A 25,289-nucleotide genomic window follows, 5' to 3' on the forward strand; every position below is an offset into this window, starting at 1 on the left:
GACCATAAATACTGTAATTTTGCATCCGAAAATCATTTGAAAAGCTGACATGCTCAGAAGCCTTCAAAAAATCCTATTCTCTACCCGTCTGATGGCTGTTTTATTCTTGCTTATGGCTACTGCCATGGCCTTTGGAACATTTATAGAGAGTTGGTACAGCACAGAAACAGCCCGAATCTGGATTTATAATGCCTGGTGGTTTGAGGCCATCATGGTTTTTTTCGTGATAAATTTTATTGGCAACATTTCCCGTTACCGCTTGCTGCGGTGGGAAAAGTGGCCGGTACTGCTATTGCACCTCTCCTGGATCCTTATAATTCTTGGTGCCTTTGTTACCCGCTATATCAGCTATGAGGGGGTAATGCCTATCCGCGAGGGAGCCACTGAAAATGTTTTTTATTCCGATAAAACCTACCTGACGGTATTTGCGGACGGCACCATTAATGGCCAACCCCAGCGCAAAATTCTTGAAGATGATATTCTGGTTACCGAGCAGGGGCTTCAATCCAGTTTACCCTGGAAGGCGGATTTTGACGGCACCCCTTTTCGGATCTCCTATGTGGATTTTATTGAAAGCGCCAAATTCGGGCTAAGACCGGATCCTCAGGGAAAAATGTATCTGAAAATAGTGGAAGCAGGGGATGGGAATCGCCATGATCACTACCTGGAAGAAGGAGAAATTTCGAATATTCACAATGTGCTTTTTACTCTTAACAATCAGGTTGAGGGTGCTATAAATATCAGGCAGGAAGAATCGGGACTGAGTATTGAGTCCCCATTTGCAGGTAGTTTTATGAGAATGGCCGATCAGTTTAGCGGGCAGTTGCAGACAGACAGTGTACAGCCTTTACAGCTCCGTTCCCTGTATACCCTTGAAAGCATGCAATTTGTAATCCCGGAACCTCCCGTTCGGGGTAGCTACGAAATCATCCCCATCCCTGAGGAAGAACGGACAGAGGGGGACCAGGATGCGCTGGTACTCGAAATCACATCCGGAGACCAGAAAATTCAGAAGGCCATTCTGGGGGGGAAGGGACATTCTAAATACTCAGAACCGGTTGAGCTGGGTGGCTTGTCTTTCCGGATGGCTTACGGGTCTAAAGTCAGGGAATTGCCTTTTGAAATTCGCCTGAATGACTTTATTGCCGAGAAGTATCCCGGTACGGAAAAGGGATATTCTTCTTTTATGAGTAAAATCACCGTGGTGGACGAGAGGCCTTTTGATTACGACATCTATATGAACCACGTGCTTGACCATGAGGGCTACCGGTTTTTCCAGGCCAGTTTTGACCCCGATGAAAAGGGGACCGTCCTGTCTGTAAATCATGACTTTTGGGGGACCTGGATTACCTATATCGGGTATTTCCTTTTATACGCCGGACTCTTGGGGATATTGTTCTTCGGGAAGACCCGCTTTAAAGAGCTGGCCCGGATGCTTGAAAAAACAAAACAAAAAAAGGCCAGTCTTGGCATTTTGCTATTCCTGCTGCTACCCCTTTGGACGTCTGCCCAGCAGATAGCAGATACTACAGACCACAACCACAGGGCCTTGCCGGATCAGCAGATGGTAGATTCCCTGATCTTTGCAACCTCCATCCCGGCAGAGCAGGCAGCCAAATTCGGCCATCTGGTGATTCAGGATGAGGGTGGAAGGATGAAACCTATCAATACTTTTGCCTCCGAGCTGGTACGGAAGCTTAGTTTTAAGGATAATTACAAGGGCCTTACGGCCGATCAGGTTCTGCTATCCATGATGATGCGCCCCAATCTCTGGACAGTAACAGAGTTCATTGCACTGGATAAAAAGGGACAGAACGACAGCATCCGAAAACTGATAGGCATTCCTTCGGAGCAGCGATACGTTCGCCTGATCGATTTTTTTGATGATCAGGGACTGAACAAACTGGATCCCGTATTAGAGGAGGCATTTGCCACGAATAACCCCAACAAGTTTCAACAGGACTTTAAGGACGCCTATTTCCGGCTGGGCTTACTGAACCGGGCCCTCAGCGGTGAAATCTTAAGGGTATTCCCATTGATCAATGACGAGAATAACAAATGGATTTCCCGTACGGATTACCAGAGCGGGAATTACATGGTTCCGGACTCGCTTTATGCCAATTTTATCAATAATGCGGTTCCCTATTATTTGATGTCCCTTCAAAACGGGCTACAGACCGGAGATTTTTCCGAATCGGACAAATTGCTGGCCGCTTTTAAAAAGAATCAATCTAACCACGGGAGTGAAGTTCTTCCGGCTGAAGGGAAAGTTAAGGCAGAGGTGCTTTATAACAAGCTGGACCTTTTTAACCGCCTCTATAAATATTATGCACTGGCGGGGGTGTTGTTGTTTTTTATTTTGATATTCCGGATTTTCAAAGAGCGGCGTTTGTGGAAAATTGCAACGTATTTCCTGAAAGGGACCCTGCTCATTTTCTTTGTCTGGCAAACCGCTGGCCTTATCATGCGCTGGTACATCTCCGGGCACGCCCCCTGGAGTGATGCATACGAAAGTATTTTATACGTCTCCTGGGCCTGTATGGGGATGGGGTTATGGCTGGGGCGCAAAAGCGATATGACCATAGCGGCTTCGGGCTTTGTTACTGCCATGTTGCTGTGGATAGCACACCAAAGTTGGGTAGACCCGAGTATTGCAAACCTGCAACCCGTACTGGACAGTTACTGGCTGATGATACATGTGGCGGTAATTGTGGGTAGTTATGGCCCGCTGACCGTTGGGATGATCCTGGGTGTGGTCTCCCTCATCCTAATCCTGCTCACCAATAGTAAAAACAAAGAGCGGATGCGCCTGAACCTTAAGGAACTAACTATTATTAATGAACTGGCCCTGACCATAGGGCTGATTATGCTGACCATAGGGAACTTCCTCGGAGGCCAATGGGCCAACGAAAGCTGGGGAAGATACTGGGGCTGGGACCCCAAGGAGACCTGGGCACTTATTTCGATTTTGGTATACGCTTTTGTGATACACACGCGCCTGGTACCCGGCCTGAGAGGGCAATGGACCTTTAATTTTCTGAGTATCCTGGCTTTTGCCAGTATTATGATGACTTATTTCGGGGTTAATTTCTACCTGGTGGGTCTGCACAGTTATGCCAGCGGGGCCCAGGTTATTACACCAACCTTTGTATGGTATACAGTGGCCGGAGTGCTCTTACTTGGTTTACTAAGCTACTGGCGGTATAAGGTTCATTACTCAAATTAGGCCGTTTTCTGCCTCTTTTTTTATTTTTGAGATAAATATGGTCTGAAGAATGGCTAAGAAACTAAAAATCAAGTGGAATTCGGAAAAAATCCTTAGCCTCAGTGCTATGGCCATGAGTTTTTTGACCCTGCTGATTTTTATCTACCAGACAAACCTGATGAGCCGGCAGAATTACCTTTCCATCCTTCCGTACCTGCAAATATCCACTTCCAACAACCCGGCAGAAAACAGTTTTGAGCTAAAACTCGTCAACCACGGCGTCGGGCCTGCCATACTGGAATCGGTCAGGATTAAATACAAGGGTTCGGACTACAACGTCGCAGAATATAATTATGAACTGCTTAGTTTGCTGCGGGAACTCGATCCTTCCCTGGACAGTCTGAAAGCCTTTAATTTTGGCACCCTTGAAGAGGGTATAGCCATACCTGCCAATACCTCCTATACCATCCTGTCAGTTACGAATTCCCCGGAAGACTATGGGTTATTGCTTCAATCCCTTGACCGGATTGAAAGGGAAGGGGTACGTTACGAGGTCGGGTACAAATCCCTGCAGGATGAGCACTGGATAATCCACGATGACAGCGCAGGGCCAAAACGTATCGATTGATACATCATCCGGTTACCGCATAACACTGCAACAGGGCTATTTGCCTTGAAAATACATTGCCTCTTAATTTTATTTGGAAAAATTGCAAATTTATCTGCATCTTTGAGGCATCATGAAGTCTTAAGAATTATGTTACCGTTTGCTGTAGAGCTGGCATGAGCCGGCTCCTGCTCTTCTTCAGAACACCGAGGTGTTAATATAGCTATTTGACATAATTTCTTCTCATGACTACATTTAAGAACCCAATTCATAAGTTTTTTCATTATTTCCTGCTGGCCCTTCGTGGGAAAGAGACTGATTTTACAAGCGGGAGTATCCGCAAAGCCATTTTTTTACTTTCCATCCCCATGATTCTTGAAATGATGATGGAATCGGTATTCGCCGTAGTGGATATTGCCTATGTTTCCCGTGTTAGCGTGAATGCCGTGGCGACCATAGGCCTTACCGAGTCTGTAATCACACTTATATATGCCGTTGCCATAGGCCTGAGCATGGCGGCCACTGCTGTAGTGGCCAGAAGAGTAGGGGAGAAAAACATAAATGGCGCCAGGGAAGCTGCGGTTCAGGCCATCCTGCTGGGGTGTCTTGTTGCTATAGGTGTCGGAGTAATCGGCCTGTTGTATGCAAAGGAAATCCTTTCCCTTATGGGTGGTTCAGTTGATTTAATAGAGGAGGGGTACGGTTACACGAAATGGCTGATTGGGGGTAATATTACCATCATGCTCCTTTTCCTGATCAATGCCATCTTCAGGGGGGCAGGGGATGCATCCATGGCCATGTGGACCCTGGTGCTTTCCAATGGCCTTAATATTATCCTGGACCCCATTTTTATTTTTGGCTGGGGGCCCATTCCCGAATTTGGGGTAATGGGGGCTGCTATAGCCACGAATATTGGCCGGGGTACAGCTGTACTTTTTCAATTGAGTATTCTCGTTTTTGGCTGGAGCCGGATTCAGGTCGGGCTGCGCTCCTGGTCGATTAATTTTAAGGTGATGTTCAATTTAATCCGGGTTTCCGTGGGAGGGATTGCCCAATTCCTTATAGGAACCTCCAGCTGGGTTTTCCTGATGCGGATTATGAGTGAGTTCGGAAGTGAAGTATTGGCCGGCTATACCATTGCCATACGGGTAATGATGTTTACCCTGATGCCATCATGGGGGATGAGCAATGCAGCAGCCACGCTGGTGGGGCAGAACCTGGGCGCTAAGAAACCTGAAAGAGCTGAAATATCTGTTTGGAAGACAAGCAAGTATAATGCTGTATTTATGGTTTTGGTTTCAGTAATATATTTGGTTTATGCCCCTGAATTAATGCTTCTTTTCAGCGACCAGGCAGAGGTAGTAAGCCAGGGATCACTTTGTTTAAGGATAATAGCTGCAGGATATATTTTCTACGCCTACGGAATGGTGGTTACACAGGCCTTTAACGGTTCCGGGGATACAGCTACCCCAACCCGAATTAATTTGGTAGCCTTTTGGTTGTTCCAGCTGCCTTTTGCCTATACTCTGGCGATAGTAATGGATATGGGGCCTATAGGGGTATTTCTCGCAATTACCCTCGCTGAGGTTTTACTGACAGTCCTGGCTCTTCTTGCCTTTAAAAAGGGGAAATGGAAGCGTGTAGAGGTGTGAGTAAATTAGTAACTTTGAGGACCAAGTAACTAAGTATGAAAAACAGTAAGCACGGATTAAATACGGTCTGCACCCATACAGGGGAATTGAAGGACGAACAATTCAAGGGAGCCGTATCTCCATTGTATATGAGCTCATCCTACGCCTATGACGATGTGGATATCAAGCGATACCCGCGGTATTTTAATACGCCTAACCAGGAGGCTCTGTGCCTTAAGATCGCTGCTCTGGAACATACAGAGAAGGCCCTTATTTTTGGAAGCGGGATGGCCGCTGTGAGCACCGCCATGCTGGCGTTTTTAAGGAGCGGGGACCACGTGGTTGTCCCGAGACAGATTTATGGGGGCACTTATAACCTGCTCACAGAGGAGTTTGATAAATACGGGATTCAATACAGCTTTATAGAAGATACTGAAGCGGAAAGCTTTGAGAACGCCATTCAGGATAATACACGCTTGTTGTACCTGGAGACACCATCCAACCCCCTTTTGTACATAACGGACCTGGCAGCAGTCTCAGCCCTGGCCAAAAGCAAGGGGCTTCTTACAATGATAGACAACACCTTTGCCAGTCCGGTAAATCAGAACCCTGCAGATTTCGGAATTGACATTATAATACATTCTGCCACCAAATATATGGGAGGGCATTCCGATATCTGTGCGGGAGCCGTGGCAGCATCGGCCGAGCACATAGACCGGATTTTCCAATTAGCCAAAAATTTGGGTGGTAGCCTGAGTGATTACACCGTGTGGTTGTTGGAGCGCAGTTTGAAAACAATGGGCCTGAGGGTCCGTGCCCAGAATGAAAATGCGATGGCTCTGGCAAGCTTCCTGAAAGAGCTGCCTGAGATCGGGAATGTATACTATCCCGGGCTAAAGGACCATCCGGGTCATGAACTGGCCTGTAGTCAGATGAATGGCTTTGGAGGGATGCTGTCCTTTGAACTGGGCCCGGCTATTTCCCTGGAACGATTCGTAAAGTCCCTGCAATTGGTTAAGGCCTCTATGAGCCTGGCGGGGGTTGAAAGTACCCTGGTGATTCCCGCCAAGACCTCACATGGGCTGCTAAGTGCGGAAGAACGCAACCAGGCAGGGATATCGGAAAACCTGATCCGTTTTTCAGCCGGAATTGAGGACATAAAGGATTTAAAGGATGATATAATACAGGCATTGGAACATGCCAAAATAAAATCAGGAGTTTTGGATTCCTGAAACCCGTGAAATAATAGTATGAAATTAGATATTTTAGTATTTGGGGCGCATCCGGACGATGCGGAGCTGGGGGCCGGAGGGACTATAGCCAAAGAGATTGCCCGGGGTAAAAAAGTAGGAATTATAGACCTTACAAGAGGGGAACTGGGTACCCGGGGCACAGCGGAAATCCGGGACCAGGAAGCTGAAAAAGCAGCTGAAATCCTCGGCCTGATGGTACGGGTCAATATGGAATTTAAGGATGGATTTTTCAGGAATGATACCGAGCATCAGATGGCACTCATTCGTCAGATCCGTCGGTTTCAGCCGGATATCGTTTTATGCAATGCAATAGAAGACAGGCATATAGATCATGCACGTGGGAGTTCTCTGGTTAGCGATGCCTGTTTCTTAAGTGGCCTGGTTAAAATAGATACGCGTCTGGAAGGGGATGAACAATGGCAGGACCCTTGGAGGCCCAAACAAGTTTACCATTACATCCAGTGGAAAAACCTCCCCGTGGACTTTGCGGTAGACATAAGCGGATATATAGAAAAAAAATTAGAGGCAATTCAGGCGTACAGCTCGCAATTTTATGACCCAAAAAGCGATGAACCGGAAACTCCGATAAGTTCTAAAAATTTCACCGAAAGTGTTAGTTATAGGGCCCGGGATCTGGGCCGGCTGATAGGGGTTGAGTTCGCGGAGGGCTTTACAGCAGAAAGACCCGTGGCGGTGTCCAGTCTGCAAGACCTTATTTAACCGGCTTTACTGTAGTTTTTTGTCGATTTGGGCATTGTGAAGTAAAAGGTACTTCCTTTACGCAGTATGCTTTCAACCCAAATAGTCCCGTTATTGTTTTCAACCATCTCCTTGCATAGAGACAAGCCAAGGCCGGTACCTTTTTCGTTAGCAGTACCATAAGTACTGTGGTTGCTCTTCTCTTCAAAGATTTTCTGCAGGGTCATCCGGTCTATCCCCACACCCGTATCCCGTATGGATATTTCCCATTCAGCAGCCTTTTCAACGGCTTTGATAGTAACCATTCCGTTCTCAGGGGTGAATTTCAGGGCATTGCTGATCAGATTCCTGACAATGATGTCCAAATGGTTCGGATCGGACCAGAGCAGCGTATTGGGTGCTACTTCGCTGACGATTTTTATAGACTTGTTTTCGGCAATTTCCGAAAGCAGGTTTATGTTTTCTTCAACAATATTTTCAAGGGAGACATCGGCAGGTTTGGTTTTGGATCCGTTTAATTGTGATTGTCCCCAGGAGAGCAGGTTGTTCAGGGTAAAGTAAATATGGTCTACATCTGCCCTGAGTTTTGGGATAAAAGAAAGAAACTCTTCTTTATTTACATCGCCGTCCTTAAACATTTTAAGGAGTCCCTGTAAGGCGCCTATAGGGCCTCTCAAATCGTGTCCGATAATGGAAAATAGCTTTGTTTTGGTTTCGTTGTTTGCTATTAGTTCTGTTTTGCGGACCTCCAGGATATCTTTCTTTTCCTGTAATTCTGTATTCAGCCTTTTTTGTAACTTTTTACTTCTGTAAATCAGGTAACTGATAATCAGAGAAATAAGAAGCATACTCCACCCTGCCTGTATATAGCGCTTTTGCCGGGCAAGGGCTTTTTCATTTTCCTCTATAAGCTCCAGTTTTTGCCGTTCATAGGCTGCTTTGGTTTTATGCAGCGAGAGGCTTTGACGATTTTCCCTGCGCGAAAGCGAATCTTTCAATTGCTGGTACAGCTCGTGGTAGACCAGCGCCTCAGGATATTCTCCGGCTTTTTTATGTACTTTATAAAGAGTCAGGGCACATTTTTGCTTGCCCTCAACAAAGTTGATTTTTTCGGTAATTTTAAAAGCCCTAATGGCATAATTTCTTGCAAGGCTATCTTCCTCCAAGCCCAGGTAGGCCTCGGACATCCCATTGAGCAAGTCAATTCGCGAGCGATCGTCTTCTAATTGCTTATGCAGGATTTCACTTAATTGGTACCAATAAAGTGCCCACTTGTAGTTGTATTTTTTAAGATAAATCTTTCCTTTGATTTCATAAGCATACGCCAGCCAGTCCAGGATTTGATTTTCATCAAAAACCTTAATACTCTGGTTTATATTGAAAATGGCATAATCCAGTTCTGACATATCCGCATAGAGCGATGCCAGGTTACTCATTGTTTCTGCCTGAATCACTTCATCCCCTATGTTAGTATTGATTTTTTTTACCTTTTTGAAATAGGTCAGGGCCTCTTCGTAGTCTTTTTGGGTGGCATACAGGTTTGCAATATTTTCGTTGATAATAGATTGCAACAACAGGGCCTCCAGGCTTTCTGCCAGTTCCAGTGCCTCCAGATAGCCGCCCAGCGCCCGGGAATAATCACTTTTGTAAGCGTATTCCCCTGAGAGGTTGTTCAGCAGACGCAATTCAAGTTTTTTGTCTTCGGCCACCTTAGCCAGCTCAAGCCCTTTTGAGTAATGGTGAATAGCTTTCTCCGTATTTCCTTTATCAGACCAGTAATCACCTATCCGAAGGTGGGAATAACTCAACCCTCTGGCATAACCACTTTCTTTGCTCAGGCGCATGGCTTCATTTGCCAATTTGAGCAGGCTGTCCGTATCAAAAAACCGCATTTCAAGGGCATAGTCATTCAGCAGGTTGATATAGGCGGTATCCCTGGGGGAAAATCCCTCCTGGTTTTTAAGGGACTTAATTTTTTGTTGCATCCTTTTCTGGCTGTTACTCTGGGCCAGGAGCTTATTGTGCCCTCCAAAGGACAGGAGGATGGATAAGCTCAGCATCCCGAAAGTGGCCTTTCGTATGGAATAACGAGTAAATATATTGGTCGAACCAGCCATAGGTATAGTAAAATCTAAAAATACTTTCAGGCTGGCAGGCAAACTAAATTATGTTGTGAAATGACCATTTTTGTGTGTTTTATCTGGTAAATTGTACATCTAGCCGATGAATTCCCGTAAAATATAGGCTTAGCAGATATAGTCAGACAGGTTTAGAAAGGCTTGCTGAGGGAGCTGTAACGCGATAAAATATGCTGGGAATTAATTTGATCCAAATAATAAAATAAAGTACCTTTGCCTCCGCCTGAGAAGGAAAATTACGTTGAGAAATACCGTGATAGATTCGGGTCAGGTTTAAATGGTGGTTGTAGCTCAGCTGGTTAGAGCGCTGGATTGTGGTTCCAGAGGTCGCCGGTTCGAACCCGGTCTTCCACCCCATACCAACCTCCGGGTACCACCCGGAGGTTTTTTTTATCCAAAAATTCAGGAATGGGATTCCATGAATTTTTGATTAAAAAGAACTATACGCAAGTATAGGGGGTTGGTATGAGCAGGTTTCCCTTTTTCCGGATCAACGAGGCTGTATAACAGCTGAGTTAGCCCGGTCTTCCACCCCATACCAACCTCCGGGTACCACCCGGAGGTTTTTTTTATCCAAAAATTTAAAAAGAAAAAGCCCCCGGCGGGGGCTTTGTATTTCTGGTTTCTTTTTCAGGCTATTTTGCTGCCTTGTCTACCACTACTGGTTTATCCCTGTTGGCAACTTCCCAGGCCGTGTGGAATATCAGGCGGGTACGATTGGCCAGCAGGTCGTAATTGATTTTATCAGGAGTATCCCCTGGCCGGTGGTAATCTGCATGCGTACCATTAAAATAGAAAATGATAGGAATGTTGTTTTTGGCAAAATTGTAGTGATCACTGCGATAGTAAAACCGGTTGGGATCGTTCTCATCATTGTAGGTATAATCCAGCTCGATATTGGTATATCGCTTATTGATCGATTCCGATAATTCGTGCAGTTCAGTGCTTAATTTGTCAGATCCGATAAGGTAGATATAATTCCGGTCTCCTTCCCTTTTGGGGTCAATTCTGCCGATCATATCAATGTTCAGGTTGGCCACGGTTTTTTCCAGCGGGAATATCGGTTCAAAGTCCGTATAATACTGCGAGCCCAGCAACCCTTTTTCTTCTCCGGTTACATGCAGGAAAACAATGGACCTTTTAGGCCCTACACCTTCCTTTTCGGCTAGTTTAAAAGCCTCTGCGATTTCCAGCATGGCAACGGTTCCTGAGCCGTCATCATCCGCTCCATTGTTTATTTCTCCCTTGGAAGTAACCCCTATATGATCGAGGTGGGAAGAAATAATCAAATACTCATCCGGGAAGGTATTACCCCTTATTACAGCAGCGACATTCTCAGATGAGACCTCCTCATTTTTGCTTTTAATATCCATTTTGATCTCTGCAGCGATCACTTTGTTTTCAGTGCTCTCCATCAGTTCGGGATACAGGCCAACTGCCAGCTTGTCTTCCAGCAATATCAATTGCGGGCCATCCTCCTGAGCTTTCAAGCTCATCTGCCCGCTATTGTTGGTTTTCATATAGTTGAAATACCGCATATAGCGTGAATAATTCCCGGAATCTACGTAAAGTACTGCCTTTACGCCATGAGCCTGCGCGGCCTCCAGCCTTTTGCCAATAGCTTCTGACATATTGCTCCATTTTGAGGGCTCCTTTGTGCCGGTAAGCAGATAGGTGCCATCTCCATTTTGAGGTTCTCCGGATCGAACCAAAACTATTTTTCCATCAAGTTCAGCGCCCTTGTAATCAGAATACTGCTCCGTATCGATTCCGTATCCCAGGTACACGATCTCTTTATAGGTGCCTTCACCGGACCGGAAGGTAATGTACCCGTTGCCATTGGAATACGCCTGCCCCTCTATAGAAAGCTCGCCCACAGGAAGTTTCCGGAGCTCCAGGGGTACATTTTGAAAATATCCTGCATCTCCTTTTGCTGCTGGGATATCCATAGATGTATATGCCTCCCTAAGGTAGTTCACGGCTTTTTTCTGACCTGCAGAACCGGTTTCCCTGCCTTCAAAATCGTCTGAGGCGTAGGTAAACAGATGTTCCTTCAGTTCTTCTTCTGTGATGGTGCTGGCAAAGCTCATCACATCGGCAGGTCCTGCCGGTAAAGCGTTGTTCTCATTAATGGATTTCTGGGTGGAATTACATCCCAGGCATAGGGCGGTAAGCAATATGAAATATTTGTACATGGGCCTTTTTGTTTATTGAGTCGGCCAAAAATACGGAAAAGATCAAAACAATTCGCTAAAGTTTCTCAATCAGGAATTTAGATCGGTCAGCAGCCGTCAAAAATTGCTTATAAGGCCCCGTAAGCCTTAATGATCATGGCATTGGTTTCTTCCAGATTTTTAAAAACCTCAAAGGTGCGTCCTTGGGTTCGCTGAGCCCCTAAAGCATTCGCGTATTTAGCTGCGCGAACAAAGTTGGAAGGATCTTCCAGGAGTCCATAACCCAGGCCACCGGCAAAGGAATCTCCACATCCGGTTGTATCTACCACGTCGCTGACCGGGACTGAATTGACAATTTCTTTTTGAATGACACCTTCCTTTTTGTAATAGACGGCACATCCCCCAGAATCCAGGGTAACAATTAGGGATTTCACCCCTTTGTTCAGCACGTGCTCAGCCATTTCATCCAGGTGGTCCGTGCTCATGTCGTGGAAAGGTTGAAGTTGTTCCAGGGTATATTCCTTCTCGAACCAACAGCATCTGGACTCTTCCAGGTTCATTTTTAATACATCTATATAAGGCAGCCACATGTCCCTGTCTATCCAGAAGCGGATAAGCCGGTCACCCAGTATAGTAGTAGTGTTGGTGGGGCCATGGGCATCAAAAATAATTAAGCCTTTGCTATTTTCTTTAAGATATTGCAGTGTAGGAAGCGGTACTTCATAGTCCGTTATGGGGACACACACAAAAGCATCAGCATCCAATAATTCCCGGAGGTCAGCAGGAACAATAGGATTCATAAAACCCGTTTGTTTTTCCAGTCGGTTGTTCTGATCGATAAAGGTGAGTTTGATGATATCTCCCTGATCTGCCGCATCCGAAATGAATTCCGTATGTATATTGGAGTAGGGGGCCAGCACTTCTTTTATACCCTCCAGGTCTCTCCGCCTGACATGGGAAACGGGATAGACCTCCCCCTGGTTTCCCAGCAGTTTTGACAGCCCGATGGCTGTATGGGTGGCACAACCGTATTTCTCGATTACCTCTCCCCGGTGTGTCGTAATGTGGTCTCTGGGAATGGGACCCAGAACAGCAACTTTATACTGACTCATTCAATCCTGCTTATATTGACTGGAAGATATGAAATTTCGATTAAAATTACAGCAGCCCTTTCCATATCCCTCAAATCCCGGGGTAATACCCAGAATGGATTTAAAAACTTAAAAAAGGCTGTTATCTTTATGAAAAGCTTTGTTATATTTGCAGCCGCAATGGAGGAATGGCAGAGTGGTCGAATGCGGCAGTCTTGAAAACTGTTGAGGGTCACACCTCCGGGGGTTCGAATCCCTCTTCCTCCGCAACCCAAAACCCAGACGTGAAAACGTCTGGGTTTATTCGTTTTGAAAGAAAGCGAAACTTGTTTCGGCTTTCCAAAAAACGAATAAAGCAAAGTTCGCGTCAGCGAACGAGGGTTTTAGAATTGCAGGACCCCCGCCCGGGATCACGCCGCGATCAGCAGTGTAATCCCCACCCCGATAGCTATTGGGGCCAAATTTTAAATTCCAAATCTCAAATTCCAAGCACTACCAACTACTTTAGGGGCCAATCCCCAAGTTCCATATGAAATAGGCCTTTGAATGTAATGTAAATGGCACGCTTTTGTACGTGGAGAGGAATAGGTTGCACGAGCATTTGCAGTATGGCCGTAAACTGCTTAAAGTCCAGAAGAATGTTGAAAAATTGAAACTGCTAGCTTGCCAACATTATTTGCTGGATAATATTGGCAAAATAATGATCCGTTTCCTTATTCAGGCTAAACTCAATCAATCCAAAGACCAATGGACTCTCCCCTATATTCTGCAGGTCATTGATCATTGTGGTATTATTAACGTGAAAGGGAAGGTTTTCTCCCTTTTCAAAAATGAGAAGTGAAATCTGGCCGTTTGAACTTCTCGAGAGCGCAACGCCCCCGGTAAGGCAGATCAAATTAAAATCATTGCTAAAAATCCTGAACGGATACCGTTCATATGATTCCAGACCTATTACGCTTACTTTCAGCCCATCATCCTGATAAATAAGACCCTCATCAGAAATATCATCATTTACCTTTATATCACGAAGTTCAGTTAGCAAATCCTGGTCCCAGCGATCAAAATTTCCCTTTTTGTTTAACTCAACACATTTCATGTTAGCAGGTATTTAATGCGATTTCCTTTTATGTCATTTTTTGTGCTTACACCTACAAATAGCGCTTTTAAAAAATCAGCTCTAATTTTCCAAGCAATCCAAAGCATCGGAAAAGCGGATTTTCATGTATGCCTGCTTTATTTGCTATATTGGTTGTAACTGTTTCATTTTTAGTTGCTGAATCTTTTCAGCATTCAGAGGTTTGTTTATAAATCCGTCGCAGGCATCATGTGTCTGGGCATCATTGATCTCACTAATATTCAGGGATGATGAGAGTACATAAATTCGGGTCTTTCGCAGAAAGTCGTGATAGAGGTTTTCGACCGCCTTCAAAAACTCAAAACCGTCCATTTCAGGCATATGCAGGTCAACCAAAATGATATCGGGAACAAAGTCGTCATCCACCTTGTCCAGTGTGCTTAACGAATGTAAATAGGCAAGTGCCATTTTGGCCCTTATAAAAGTGATGGTTTCAGAATCAACAACTTCCTTTTCGATACTCTTCTGACTTGCAAACAACTCTATACTGCTATCGTCAATCAACATAAAATTCAAACTCATCTATTTGTAATGTTTTAAAACAGTGGACTCATTAGGTTCAAAAATTCAACTCTCACAACTAATGCCGTAGCAAAATTGTTAGAAGCCTTAAACGATCTGGCTACTTGAAAAAACAGCCTTACCTGCGTGTGCGGATAAGGCTGATTTAAAAGTATTCGGGGGAAATTTATGTTGACGCTATGGCAAATTTTACAATCGCTGCCCGGTGAGCAATTTGAATTATATTCAAATAGGCCTTTAGAATTGGATTTTATCCTGAACCAGGCCATTTTCCTTTGGATCGGGCGTCCCATTTGTCTTTTCTTTTATTATGAGACAATACATGTGCCAAAAATGTAATCTTACGGAAGAAAACTTTACAATAAACTGAAAATCAATAATATAAAAAGAGGAAGGTGTAAGGGGTAAAGATATCACATAAACGGAATACCGTTTTTTTAAATGAAATATTTCATTTTATACACGGTATACCGCGACTTTAAATTTACTTCTTGATACCAAGTTTGGTCATTCTGTCCCTTAAGGTACTCGGTTTGAGTCCTAATAGTTCTGAAGCACTCCGGGCTCCGGAAATTTTCCAATCGCATTTGTCCAGGACGTATAAGATATGTTTCCTTTGCATAGCCTCCAATGATAAATTATTGGTGTTTATGGGCTTCACTTGTTTTTGGGCTTCTGATTCAAATCCCGGAATAACCAATGTCTCTCCACTGGAAAGAATTGCTGCCCGTTCAATCAGGTTTTCCAATTCCCTGATATTTCCAGGCCAGTCATACGCGATGAGCTTTTCCATAGCAGCATCCGAAACATATTTGAGATCCTTGGTGTATTCCTTATTGAATTTATCGATAAAGTGCTCCACCAATAGTGGGATATCCGCTTTCCGTTTTCGTAAGGGGGGAACCTCGATTGGGAACACGTTTAACCTGAAATAGAGATCTTCCCTGAATTGTTTTTTTTCGGTTGCCTGCTTTAAATTTCTGTTGGATGCTGCTATCACCCTAACATCCAACCTTTTTATCCCGGTACCCCCCACCACTTCTATTTCTCCTTCCTGCAGGAACCGTAGCAGCTTAGGTTGCATGTCCAGAGGCAGTTCGCCAATTTCATCCAGAAACAAGGTGCCCCCGTCCGCCAGTTCAAATTTTCCGATCTTATCGCCATAGGCACCTGTAAAAGATCCCTTTTTATGGCCGAATAGTTCGCTTTCGATCAATTCCCTGGGAATGGCAGAACAGTTCACCTTGATAAGGGGTTTGTCATTTCTTAAACTAATATTGTGGATAGCCCTGGACAGTAATTCTTTCCCGGTTCCCGATTCCCCTAATATCAGTACCGTGGCATTGGTGGCGGCCACCTTTTCAATTTCTGAAAGAACGTGGCCGAATTCGGCACTCCCATAGATCATTTCCTCATAATTGAATACTAAATCGAGCTCATTTCGTAAATAGATATTTTCCTGTTCCAGTTTGTTCCGTAAGGATTTGAGTTCAGTGTTGGCTTTGGAAAGTTCCTCATTGGCAATAATCAGCTTTTTTTCTGCAATATTCCTTTCGTTGCTTTCCACCATCAGGGATACTATATTGGCTATAGAGGTCGCAAATTCCTGTTCGTCTGCTGTCCAGTTTCGCAATGAATCGCCTACATGCTCAAAACAAATGATGCCGTAATGGCCGTTTGTACTGTTTATAAATACATCCATCAGGGATCTGATTGAATTTGGGATTAAATACCCGTCAGCAAATTTTCGGGTTGCCGTATTTTTTAGCGCATCCCTGATCAGAATTGTGCTTTGATTTTCCAGCACTTCAAAATATTCCGGATTGTCGGATCGGGATAAGACCATAGTGCCAGAATGGCTTTTACTGCTTTGCAGAAACAAATTTTCACAGATTATTTCGCTCCTGTTTTGATTGAAACGCCAGATACTGACCCTTTCCACATCCAGTGTTTCCGATGCGAGTTCCGTAATGAGATTGAAGGAATTATTAAAGTCCTGACCAACAAGGCTGGCCAGCTTTAGAATGACATCCTTTTTTTTCGTGGATTTAAGGGCATTTTCTTCCAATAGACGCTGTGTGCGGTAATCTTCCGAAATATCCTTCATCGTTGCGAAAAGGGCTATTACTTCCCCTTTGTTGTCCGTTATATTGCCGGTTGAAAATGTTGCTAAAAAAGTATCTCCATTTTTCTTAATGTATTCAAACTGGAAAGACGGTGCCTTTCCGGCTGCAATTTTTTTATAATGACGGGTGATTTCCTTCAGATCTTCTTTTCTGGCAAAAGGATAGGGGAGGGTCATGCCGGTCAGTTCTTTTTTGGTGTATCCAAGAGTACTGCAGGCAGATTCATTAACCTGTATGATTTTCCCCTGCAGGTCCACGATAATAAGGCCTTCCTGCATGGACATGATCAGTTTGTCCGAAAATTCTTTTGCTGATTTAAGCTCCAGTTCAGCTTTTTTGCGCTCCGTGACGTCCCTGATAATACCGATCAGGTATTTATTGCCCTGCTCATCGATGAACCTGGTTTTCTTAGTGGAGATTAATTTAGTCTCTCCACCTCTCACGGTCAGGCTTTCCTCATTCACGTTTTCTTTTCCGGTTTCGATGACTTCCCGGTCTATTTTGAGAAAAATATCCCGTTCCTCAGGACTGACGTCTTCGGCCAGTGTCTTACCGATTACATCTTCTCTTGATGTTTGAAAAATGGAGCAGAATGCGTCGTTAACCAATAGCAACCTGCTGTGTGCATCTTTTACGAAGATCGGATCTCCGATATTATTCAACAGCTTAATGAAGTATTGCTCATTATCAAATGAAAATGCCTCGTGCTTTTTCTTTTCCACCTTAACTGAATTTCTAAGAAATGGCCGGGGCCATCGCTTAAGTCAAAATTAAATAAGTTCTTCAGGCTAATAAAAATTGAAGGTAAATAATTCTCCCTCTCGGGGAAAGAGATCTGCAAGTATATTTCAATGCGCCCTCAGAGAGAAAAAGACATATCTCATTATTTGTAAACCCTAATTAGAGGCTTAAAATATTTAGCTGCGGAATCGCTTTATTCTATAATTTCAATCAATTTATTTTAAATCGATCTGATCATGAAAAAATATATTTTCTTTTTCTATTTGATTACCGCTGTATTACTGTTTACGGCCTGTTCCGCATCACGGGACCCTTTTTGGTCCGTTCTGCGAAAGGCTGAGGACACCCCCGATCGTTTCGAGCCTGCAGAAGGGATTGTCCTTGATGGATCATCCTGTAAAAGCCCAATGGTCGATACAAGGGATGGCACAGAGTTGGTCATGGTATTGGCCCAAAAAGGAAAGGGGATATACAAAGCGACCAAATTGAAATATGGATTGCAAAAGGGAGAAGCCCTCATGCTCAATTGTGCAAGCGGAGAAGTTCTGGGTATTGTAAAGACCCGGGGTTGACCTGCCTTAAGAGTTACAATTGGGGTGGCAGAGGAGCCCCCATACGCAGGGACAAGCGGATGTAGGGAAAACAGGTTTTCGATATAAGGACTCCCTGAACTAATTCCGGCTTCTGTAATTCCGGTTACTTCGCCCGCTGTTTTTCCGGTACTGTTCGTGGTAGCGGCTGATATCATCATCCCGATAGCCTTTAACCCTTTCATATCGGGACCGGTTCAGGTTACGGTTCCGGTACCGGGGAGGCAGGGTCTGGTTGCGCACCCAGACATTGCCTTCAAAATAAATATAAGTCCGGGTTGTGAAATCGTAATAAATCCTGTATTCCGGGAAATACACATAGCGAACTACCTCTATCCGGTTCGGGTAAAACCAGGGAGGAGGAGGATTTCCCGAGCGACTGGTATAGACAACCGTACCACAGCTCGCCATAAGGATCAGAAAGACATATAATAGTAACAGTCCCAGGGCTCGTTTCAAATCTATAGTTTCCATCCTCGTGAATTTTAGGTAAAGGAAATAAGACCTCCTTTAACCTGAAATGATCTGTATCAACTTAAAAATATCGTTTAATAACACAGAAATCCAATCGATGAACGGTTCGGAAAATCGGGTTAAAGACGGGTTGTGGGAAGCTGATTTTTAGTTTCAGAATGAACTGATGTGAATGGTCGATGAAATAGGGTATTTCTGCGAAACTATGAATATTTCATAGGGAAATCACCAATTTTTAACAAAAATCACAGTGAAATTACCAAAAACCTATGAATAATTCATAAATATTTTGTCGGTTCTCTTTCGAAATTTGACCTCATGAACCCCCAATATCTTGTGTTATGAGAAAATATACAATTGCATTAAAAGCAGTAGCAGGAGGTCTTTTTCTGTTCTTTTGCCTAGGGGTGGGAGCACAGCAAATAAAGACGACTACTATCGGCCATTCCAAGAGTACAGAGGCTGACAAACGAATAGAGGATTACCTGAAGCTATTAAAGCTGGGCTATACCGAAAAAGAGATTTTTGAAGACCTGGGAAATGTTAATTTCCTGTCTGAAAATTTCAAGACGGCTGCCTTTTGGTATCAGAAATTAATAGACCTGAGCGGCACTGAAGGTGTTTCACAGAGCTATATGGAACGCTATAAAGTGGCCATGCACAAAGCCGGAATTGCAAATTACGGCGAAACTGTGGCCCAGGCAGACTGGTTCTCCCGAATCAGGGAAGATTACCAGATAGAGAGAAGCTCCGGTATCCACGACCTTACCCGAAGGCTTGCCGAAAACTATCGCAAGCCTGATTTCAGCCAATCGAACTGGTCGCGATCCATGGCTGATCTGCAAGAGTTGGTAGCACTTTCTGAGGATGAGTCACAAAGGCTGAAAATGGATCGCAGTAACCCGGGACCAAATTACACACCTCCGGTTACCGTATCGGCGGATGGAAAAACCGCTTATTTCAGTAAAGCAGCCTATGTAAAGCCTTTGTATGGCATCTTTTCCAAAAAACAATTGGTACATAAAATTTACAGGGCAGAAAACGTGAACGGGTCGTGGATGAACGTAGCGGAAGTCGGGGTATGCCCCAAGTATGCCTCTGCCATGCATCCTGCCATCTCCGCCGATGGTAAACGACTGTTCTTCGCTTCGGACATGCCAGGTTCCTATGGAAAATACGATATATACGTAGCCGATATAGGTACAGACGGATCGGTGGGTATAGCCAAAAACCTTGGGGATAAAGTCAATACCCGTAAAAATGACATGTATCCAAACCTGGTAGGTGATAACCTGCTGTTTTTTGCCTCCGATGGCAGGGACGGTTACGGCGGCCTGGATTTATACGCTGCCCAGGTAGGCCATCGCAAAGTGGGTCTGGCTGTGAATATAGGCACGCCCTTCAATAGCCGGCAGGATGATTTCGCCCTTAATCTGAAAGCGGAGAAAGGCGTGGCCTACGTGATGTCCAATCGCGGTGACCTGGCCAACGAAGCACAGCAGCTGGTTTTCTCTTATGCAGATGAGCAGAAAAATTCGCTGGCGCAAAACAGAAAACACAATTTCCTGGAATTATTACCCATAGATGCCGAAAGCGGATATTCCAATAATGTATACGAGGAATAACATGGCCCGCTGGTTAGAAGGATAACTTATTGTAGCTAATATAAGTATGAAAAACCCCCAATGAAACATTTTGGACAGGCTTGGGAAAGGCCCCTGGCAGGGAACTTCAGGAAGCAGTTCCCAAGCCGATCCAAACAAAAAAATACCCCGATGAAACGATGTAATCACATATTAACGATAGGAATACCCGCCCTGATCATGTGCCTGACCCTTACCGGAAACCGGTTACACGGTCAGGAAACCCGGAGCGATTACACCATCAACAGCCCTTTTCACAATCAGTTGTTTTTCAACAGATTTCTGATAAACCCAACCTTTTCCCTGGTGCGCGAAAATAAATCGTATTTGAATATCCTGCACCGGAACCAGTACGCCAGTTACGAGGATAATATCCAAAATTATTACCTGGGATTCAGTAATAAGGTCAATGAAAGAACTGCTCTCGGGATTGGAGTATATGGCCAATGGGAAGGAGTGGTACAAGAGTTCGGCTTTAATGCGAATTACGCTACTTCTGTGCCCCTGGGAGACAAAACCCGTTTGAGCTTCGGAACAAACATCACCTATGTGAGCCAGGGTTTGGCTAAAAACAGGATAATCATCCCGGAAAACGACCCTACCCTCCAGGAAGCTGAAAATCAGAGCCAGATTGCGTTGCAACCAGGAATGGCACTGTCGGTAGGAAGGTTTGACATCGGAGTTTATGCAACCAATCTGATCAGTTATAATCAAAGCACCAATGAACTGCTTACGGGATTCAATACCAACAATCTGAAAGCATCCCTTCAGTATACCCATTTATTTGAAGCGACCCGCGGGTTGTTCGCTAATGCCCGGTTGATGCCTTTATTGCAGATGGGGCGAAATGAAGACGACCAGATTTCATATATAGGCTCCCTCTTGCTGGACTTGCCGGATTACGGCTGGTTTCAGACTGCCTATGACCAGACCTACGGACTTTCCATGGGCCTCGGGTTTAACCTGAACCAAAAGTTATCCCTTGGGTACCTGATGGAGAAAGACCTTTCGGATGCCGGAGCCAATCTGGGTTGGAATCATGAGTTGTCCCTGGCTTATACCTTTAAAGAAGACCAGGAGCGCTCTGGAATCGATATTCAATATGTGGATGGCAGCAAGGATGCACAAATCGATCAGATTGTAAAAAATTATGAGGAACAAATCCTCGAACTCCGGGCAGAACAACAAAGCAGCAGCCCGGATGCCCAGCCAGGCACTCTGGCTTTTGAAAACCGTTTGATCCTGGATGAACTGATGCTGCGGATGGATTCTATAGAAGAAGCGCGGACAGCCCAGTTCGAACAAAGGTTTGAAACCCTGGTTCGTACCCTGAGGAACGAAATCAGGAAACAGGGGCCGGCTGCAGATCCCGCCCCTAGAATTCAGGACAGAAGGGTGCAGACTGCGGTAGCCGCTACTAAGCCGGCTGAGCCAAAACCTTATGTGCCTGTAGCCAAAAGAGATTTTAATGAATTACCTATAAAAGCTAAAAATCGGTCGGATATCGTTGGGGTATCATCTGGTTATTATCTGATTGCCAATGTTTATAGTAACAAGAAGTATTTAAATGCCTTTTTAAAAGAATGTAAGGAGAAAGGTTTAGATGCTCGGCAATTCTATAACACAGAGAACGGGTTGTATTATGTATATCTGGCCGATTTTAATACTAAGACTGACGCCAAGACCGCAGTGGTATCTGACCTCGGCGGGCAGTATCGGGAAGAAAAATGGATCATGCAGGTCTATAACCCGGTAGCCACGGCTGATGTCAGTTACGAAGATCAGTAAGGAATAAGGCCTTACAAAATTAACAAAGGGTAAGACAGGCGGCTTCCGGAAACCTTATAACAACTTCCGACGCCCTACCGGAACTTTCGGATCCGCCTTCCTGCCCTTTAAATGAATAGTGTTTCATCTGGTTAAAAAGTCACCTTCCGGAGGGGTCCGGCGGGTGATTTTTTTGGTTTAGAGCTATACATTTTACAAACCACTCAGTCGGTTTTAGTACTAAAATTCCGATGAACTACACCCTTTTCTTACACTTAATCGAAAAAATCTGCATTTCCTAGGACAAAATGGGAGCAATTAGTAATTTCTCAATGAAAATAATACAACCCAAATCTGAATTCTTATGAAAACGTTCTTTACCCCGAAGAAGTTCGAAAGAATTTTTAACCCGCCGGGCGCTTCAAAAGAAGTGTCGGCAAGACCTGCTAAAAAGATTGATATGCTATGGCGGCATTCTTACTGGAGTTCATCCTTACTATATAGAATGCCAAAACCTTCACCTGTCCGCTAAGCGACAGGAGGATGTTGAGGGAATCCCATCCGGCATTAAACCCCCTTCCTACATTATCCGAATTATCCCGTAAAGGCAGGATTTTCAGAATCTGAACAGATAGCCTGACCGGATAAATACGGATCTGAGGTAACTGCTACAGGCAGGTGCCCTGGGGATTCCTTGCAACATTCTTAAAGGATTTTGATTCCTTTTTAGCCCTTAAAACATAATACAACCCCAAATCTTGTTACTATGAATACAACTACTCTGAAGGTTATTGTTATTGACGATGACCCCAAATTTCACGAAACCTATGCCTATTATTTTAGTACCTATCTGGAGTACAGACTGGCGGGAATTTATCGCTCTGTGGAAGATGCCCTGGAAGATTATGAATTGGTGAAACCGGATATCATCTTATCCGAGGTCAATTTCAGGGGCCTCTCCGGGATAGACGGATTGGTAGAAATCAGGAAAAAAAATGCCCAGGCCAAAGTAATTATGGTTAGTTCCAATAACGACTTTGAAGGTATCAAAAAGGCCTTTAAATACGGAGCCGTGGGCTATCTGACCAAACCGATCAGCAAGAAGCGCCTGCGCCATGCGCTTAATTCCATCAAGTACGAAGGAGCGGCTATCAGTAACGATATAGCCAAAAAGGTGATATCCATGTTCCGCAAAAAGAATTACGATTGTTTTTCCGAGCGGGAAAATCAGATTATTGAATATCTCGGGCAGGGGGCTACCTATAAAGCCATTGCCGAGAAATTATTCGTAACAACCAGCACCATTAATTTTCATATCCAGAATATCTATCTCAAACTGGATGTGAATTCAAAATCTGAGGCCCTGAAAAAGATCAGGGAACTGGAATATGCATAGGCCAGCGGAAACTGTAATCCGCTGCTCTAAAAAATAGTTGCTTTGTGGGAATAGCAGCAGAGAGTGCCGGTACGATGATTGGTGGTGCCATCCATTGTCTGCCGGTACATCTCTATTATTTAATAAAAAGGATCTATTGAAACTGATAAAAGCCCGGGAAACCGGGCTTTTATTATTAATCTGCCAGTACGGGCTCATTGCTTTTGGGAGCCTTTTCAGAGGGTTCTTTTTTACCGCTTACGAAATACATTTTGAGTTTGCCCCGGTTCTTTGCTTCAATTTCGCCCCTGTACTGGCATTGGTACCGGTCTTTGATGAGTTGGTAAGTATGTTCCGCAACGTTTACTTTTCCCGGGACCGAAGAAGATTCCATACGAGCTGCAATGTTCACGGTATCGCCCCAAATGTCATACGCAAATTTCTTTGTACCCACTATCCCGGCCACAACCGGTCCTGAATTAATCCCGATACGGATATCGAAGCGAATATGCTCTGCATCCTCATGGTGTTTGGCCTCTTCCACAAAATCCAGCATTTCAAGGGCTGCGTCCACCACACGTCTGGCATGGTCTTCTACCGGAAAGGGGATACCTGCTGCACACATATAGGCGTCGCCAACCGTTTTAATCTTTTCAAGCCCGTATTTATCCATCAGTGTATCAAAGTAGGAGAAATAGTAATCCAGGCTTTTTACCAGTAAGCCCGGATCTACCTCCTCGGCGTGTTTGGTAAAATTCCGGAAATCCGTAAACAGCACAGAGGCGTCATTGTAGCGCTGGGCCTTAACCTTTCCATTTTCTTTAAGTTCGGACGCGGTTTGTTTCGGCAGGATATTGAGTAAAAGAGTTTCCGCCCGGTCTCGTTCCCGTGAAATAATGTCGCTGGTTTTTTTTGTGTATTGGTAACGCCTGTAAGTACCCAGGGCAATCACTATTAATAATAATGCGGTAATCCCGGTTATCCAGAGGATCAATTGTTGCCTCTTTTGTTGCAGACTTTGAAGAGCCAATTCATTTTGAGCTTTCTCTGACTGTAGTTTTGCCATTTCGGCTTCATTTTCGGCCTTTTCCCATTGCAAACGGGTCATATCAACCGTGGCACCATCCAGGGAATCCTTATACTCTAAATGCATATTCAGGTGCTCCAGAGACTCCTGGTAGACTCCCCGCTTTTCATCTATATCTGAGAGGAGTTTACTGTATTCACTGATCATGGCCGGTTGCCCCGTTTCCTGTACAAGTTTGAGACTGGCTAAGGCCTCCACATGAGCCATTTCATATTTGCCCTGGTTCGAATATAAGGTTGCCAGGGCCGCCTGATACGCTGCAATATGTGAAGCGTAATTGGCTGTCCGAAGGGATTCTATGGCTTCTTTTAAATGCGCTTCTGCCTGTTCATAGTTCCCAAGGCCGAGGTATGCCCTCCCCAGATTTCCAATAACCGAATAACTCCCTACAGAGTAGCCTACCTTATCAAATAAGGCCCCAGCTTCTGAGAAATAATCAATAGCCTTGCCAGGTCGCTGAGTCTCCAGGTAGAGATCTCCCAGATTGAAAAGTGCAATCCCCAGGGTGTTGTCCCTTTTTGGAAACTCTTCCTCTTTAATTTCTCGAAGCAGATCTATGCTCTGGAGATAGTTCTTTTCTGCCCGTTCTATATCCCCTGCTTCAGCATAAATGTCTGCTACTGCTATTAACGCAACCGCCTCCCCCAGATAATGCCCATCTTCTTTTGATCGGGCTGCACTTTGTTCAAATGCCTTTACTGCTTCCACCAAATCGCCGAGATCCAATAAAATATATCCCTTTTGAAGGTAACCTTCCCTTAAATATTTGTTGTTTTCAACACTTTTCGATAATTCGATCAATTCCTGGGCATATTTCAGTGCCATCTGCAAGTCATTCACTTCATGGTAAGTAAGCTTATTCAGAACCTTTATTCTATGCTCGGTGCTCAGGGTGTCGGATTCGTATAAAGGCCTCAGCCTATCTACTACGCCTTGTTCCTGGGCGTATAAGCCGTTTATAGAAATCAAAACAACAGTGAATAAAATAAGCCTACGCAACATTGTATAATCTCGTTTTGCCGATTATGGTA

At 44.5% G+C, this 25,289-nt stretch carries 17 protein-coding genes and 2 tRNA genes; 11 read left to right on the top strand and 8 right to left on the bottom strand.

The features are described from left to right. Positions 1-49: 49 nt before the first annotated feature. The 5 genes from ccsA to bshB1 all read left to right on the top strand — a co-directional run bounded on the left by ccsA (position 50) and on the right by bshB1 (position 7,416). Positions 50-3,226: a cytochrome c biogenesis protein CcsA gene (gene ccsA / locus ACT6NV_RS12970; RefSeq protein ID WP_445384867.1), complete on the top strand. Its 3,177-nt coding sequence runs from the start codon at positions 50-52 to the stop codon at positions 3,224-3,226. A gap of 49 nt (positions 3,227-3,275) precedes the next feature. Continuing rightward, positions 3,276-3,833 carry a hypothetical protein gene (locus tag ACT6NV_RS12975; RefSeq protein ID WP_445384868.1) on the top strand — a complete coding sequence of 186 codons (558 nt, stop codon included), beginning with the start codon at positions 3,276-3,278 and terminating at the stop codon, positions 3,831-3,833. 224 nt (positions 3,834-4,057) lie between these two features. Continuing rightward, positions 4,058-5,464: an MATE family efflux transporter gene (locus ACT6NV_RS12980; protein WP_445384869.1), complete on the top strand. Its 1,407-nt coding sequence runs from the start codon at positions 4,058-4,060 to the stop codon at positions 5,462-5,464. Between the two features lie 35 nt (positions 5,465-5,499). Further along, positions 5,500-6,675, top strand: coding sequence for a trans-sulfuration enzyme family protein (locus ACT6NV_RS12985; RefSeq protein WP_445384870.1), 1,176 nt, complete (start codon positions 5,500-5,502; stop codon positions 6,673-6,675). Between the two features lie 18 nt (positions 6,676-6,693). Next, positions 6,694-7,416: a bacillithiol biosynthesis deacetylase BshB1 gene (bshB1, locus tag ACT6NV_RS12990; RefSeq protein ID WP_445384871.1), complete on the top strand. Its 723-nt coding sequence runs from the start codon at positions 6,694-6,696 to the stop codon at positions 7,414-7,416. On the opposite strand, the gene ACT6NV_RS12995 is transcribed toward bshB1, so the two are convergent. Beyond that, the gene (locus ACT6NV_RS12995; RefSeq protein WP_445384872.1) at positions 7,413-9,512 is read right to left on the bottom strand and encodes a tetratricopeptide repeat-containing sensor histidine kinase; all 2,100 of its coding nucleotides are present in this window, start codon (positions 9,510-9,512) and stop codon (positions 7,413-7,415) included. The two genes, bshB1 and ACT6NV_RS12995, sit on opposite strands and share 4 nt — an antisense overlap. A 301-nt stretch (positions 9,513-9,813) precedes the next feature. On the opposite strand from ACT6NV_RS12995, the gene ACT6NV_RS13000 reads away from it, so the two are divergent. Continuing rightward, positions 9,814-9,890: transfer RNA gene (locus ACT6NV_RS13000), tRNA-His, on the top strand. 278 nt (positions 9,891-10,168) lie between these two features. On the opposite strand, the gene ACT6NV_RS13005 is transcribed toward ACT6NV_RS13000, so the two are convergent. Then, complete coding sequence (locus ACT6NV_RS13005; RefSeq protein ID WP_445384873.1) at positions 10,169-11,728, bottom strand: M28 family peptidase; 1,560 nt, start codon at positions 11,726-11,728, stop codon at positions 10,169-10,171. Positions 11,729-11,835: 107 nt separating this feature from the next. Further along, the gene (locus ACT6NV_RS13010) at positions 11,836-12,819 is read right to left on the bottom strand and encodes a carbohydrate kinase family protein (RefSeq protein ID WP_445384874.1); all 984 of its coding nucleotides are present in this window, start codon (positions 12,817-12,819) and stop codon (positions 11,836-11,838) included. Between the two features lie 161 nt (positions 12,820-12,980). On the opposite strand from ACT6NV_RS13010, the gene ACT6NV_RS13015 reads away from it, so the two are divergent. After that, positions 12,981-13,065: transfer RNA gene (locus ACT6NV_RS13015), tRNA-Ser, on the top strand. A 391-nt stretch (positions 13,066-13,456) separates the two neighbouring features. Here ACT6NV_RS13015 and ACT6NV_RS13020 read toward each other — a convergent pair. The 3 genes from ACT6NV_RS13020 to ACT6NV_RS13030 all read right to left on the bottom strand — a co-directional run bounded on the left by ACT6NV_RS13020 (position 13,457) and on the right by ACT6NV_RS13030 (position 17,303). Then, entirely contained in the window at positions 13,457-13,894 is a 438-nt protein-coding gene (locus tag ACT6NV_RS13020; protein ID WP_445384875.1) for a hypothetical protein, read from the bottom strand. A gap of 144 nt (positions 13,895-14,038) precedes the next feature. Beyond that, complete coding sequence (locus ACT6NV_RS13025) at positions 14,039-14,455, bottom strand: response regulator (RefSeq protein ID WP_445384876.1); 417 nt, start codon at positions 14,453-14,455, stop codon at positions 14,039-14,041. A 484-nt stretch (positions 14,456-14,939) separates the two neighbouring features. Further along, complete coding sequence (locus ACT6NV_RS13030) at positions 14,940-17,303, bottom strand: sigma 54-interacting transcriptional regulator (RefSeq protein WP_445384877.1); 2,364 nt, start codon at positions 17,301-17,303, stop codon at positions 14,940-14,942. A 255-nt stretch (positions 17,304-17,558) separates the two neighbouring features. Between ACT6NV_RS13030 and ACT6NV_RS13035 the strand changes: the two genes are divergently transcribed. Next, positions 17,559-17,894, top strand: a complete 336-nt coding sequence (locus tag ACT6NV_RS13035; protein WP_445384878.1) for a hypothetical protein — start codon at positions 17,559-17,561, stop codon at positions 17,892-17,894. 99 nt (positions 17,895-17,993) lie between these two features. On the opposite strand, the gene ACT6NV_RS13040 is transcribed toward ACT6NV_RS13035, so the two are convergent. Further along, entirely contained in the window at positions 17,994-18,386 is a 393-nt protein-coding gene (locus ACT6NV_RS13040) for a hypothetical protein (protein WP_445384879.1), read from the bottom strand. A gap of 341 nt (positions 18,387-18,727) precedes the next feature. Between ACT6NV_RS13040 and ACT6NV_RS13045 the strand changes: the two genes are divergently transcribed. The 3 genes from ACT6NV_RS13045 (at position 18,728) to ACT6NV_RS13055 (ending at position 23,192) form a co-directional block, all read left to right on the top strand. Beyond that, positions 18,728-20,011, top strand: a complete 1,284-nt coding sequence (locus ACT6NV_RS13045) for a cell envelope biogenesis protein OmpA (protein WP_445384880.1) — start codon at positions 18,728-18,730, stop codon at positions 20,009-20,011. A gap of 150 nt (positions 20,012-20,161) precedes the next feature. After that, on the top strand, positions 20,162-21,817 hold the full coding sequence (locus ACT6NV_RS13050; RefSeq protein ID WP_445384881.1) for a PorP/SprF family type IX secretion system membrane protein: 1,656 nt from the start codon (positions 20,162-20,164) through the stop codon (positions 21,815-21,817). 745 nt (positions 21,818-22,562) lie between these two features. Beyond that, the gene (locus ACT6NV_RS13055; protein ID WP_445384882.1) at positions 22,563-23,192 is read left to right on the top strand and encodes a response regulator transcription factor; all 630 of its coding nucleotides are present in this window, start codon (positions 22,563-22,565) and stop codon (positions 23,190-23,192) included. Positions 23,193-23,367: 175 nt separating this feature from the next. Here ACT6NV_RS13055 and ACT6NV_RS13060 read toward each other — a convergent pair whose 3' ends face one another. Further along, positions 23,368-25,260: an adenylate/guanylate cyclase domain-containing protein gene (locus ACT6NV_RS13060; protein ID WP_445384883.1), complete on the bottom strand. Its 1,893-nt coding sequence runs from the start codon at positions 25,258-25,260 to the stop codon at positions 23,368-23,370. Positions 25,261-25,289 lie beyond the last annotated feature (29 nt).

Source organism: Robiginitalea insularis (genome assembly GCF_052497835.1).

Coding starts and splice junctions, on each gene's coding strand:
- ACT6NV_RS12980 (WP_445384869.1), top strand. CDS start 4,058: ATGACTACATTTAAGAACCCAATTCATAAGTTTTTTCATTATTTCCTG.
- ACT6NV_RS13035 (WP_445384878.1), top strand. CDS start 17,559: ATGAAAAAATATATTTTCTTTTTCTATTTGATTACCGCTGTATTACTG.
- ACT6NV_RS13060 (WP_445384883.1), bottom strand. CDS start 25,260: ATGTTGCGTAGGCTTATTTTATTCACTGTTGTTTTGATTTCTATAAAC.
- bshB1 (WP_445384871.1), top strand. CDS start 6,694: ATGAAATTAGATATTTTAGTATTTGGGGCGCATCCGGACGATGCGGAG.
- ACT6NV_RS13045 (WP_445384880.1), top strand. CDS start 18,728: ATGAGAAAATATACAATTGCATTAAAAGCAGTAGCAGGAGGTCTTTTT.
- ACT6NV_RS13040 (WP_445384879.1), bottom strand. CDS start 18,386: ATGGAAACTATAGATTTGAAACGAGCCCTGGGACTGTTACTATTATAT.
- ACT6NV_RS13055 (WP_445384882.1), top strand. CDS start 22,563: ATGAATACAACTACTCTGAAGGTTATTGTTATTGACGATGACCCCAAA.
- ACT6NV_RS13005 (WP_445384873.1), bottom strand. CDS start 11,728: ATGTACAAATATTTCATATTGCTTACCGCCCTATGCCTGGGATGTAAT.
- ACT6NV_RS12995 (WP_445384872.1), bottom strand. CDS start 9,512: ATGGCTGGTTCGACCAATATATTTACTCGTTATTCCATACGAAAGGCC.
- ccsA (WP_445384867.1), top strand. CDS start 50: ATGCTCAGAAGCCTTCAAAAAATCCTATTCTCTACCCGTCTGATGGCT.
- ACT6NV_RS13025 (WP_445384876.1), bottom strand. CDS start 14,455: ATGAGTTTGAATTTTATGTTGATTGACGATAGCAGTATAGAGTTGTTT.
- ACT6NV_RS13050 (WP_445384881.1), top strand. CDS start 20,162: ATGAAACGATGTAATCACATATTAACGATAGGAATACCCGCCCTGATC.
- ACT6NV_RS13020 (WP_445384875.1), bottom strand. CDS start 13,894: ATGAAATGTGTTGAGTTAAACAAAAAGGGAAATTTTGATCGCTGGGAC.
- ACT6NV_RS13010 (WP_445384874.1), bottom strand. CDS start 12,819: ATGAGTCAGTATAAAGTTGCTGTTCTGGGTCCCATTCCCAGAGACCAC.
- ACT6NV_RS12985 (WP_445384870.1), top strand. CDS start 5,500: ATGAAAAACAGTAAGCACGGATTAAATACGGTCTGCACCCATACAGGG.
- ACT6NV_RS12975 (WP_445384868.1), top strand. CDS start 3,276: ATGGCTAAGAAACTAAAAATCAAGTGGAATTCGGAAAAAATCCTTAGC.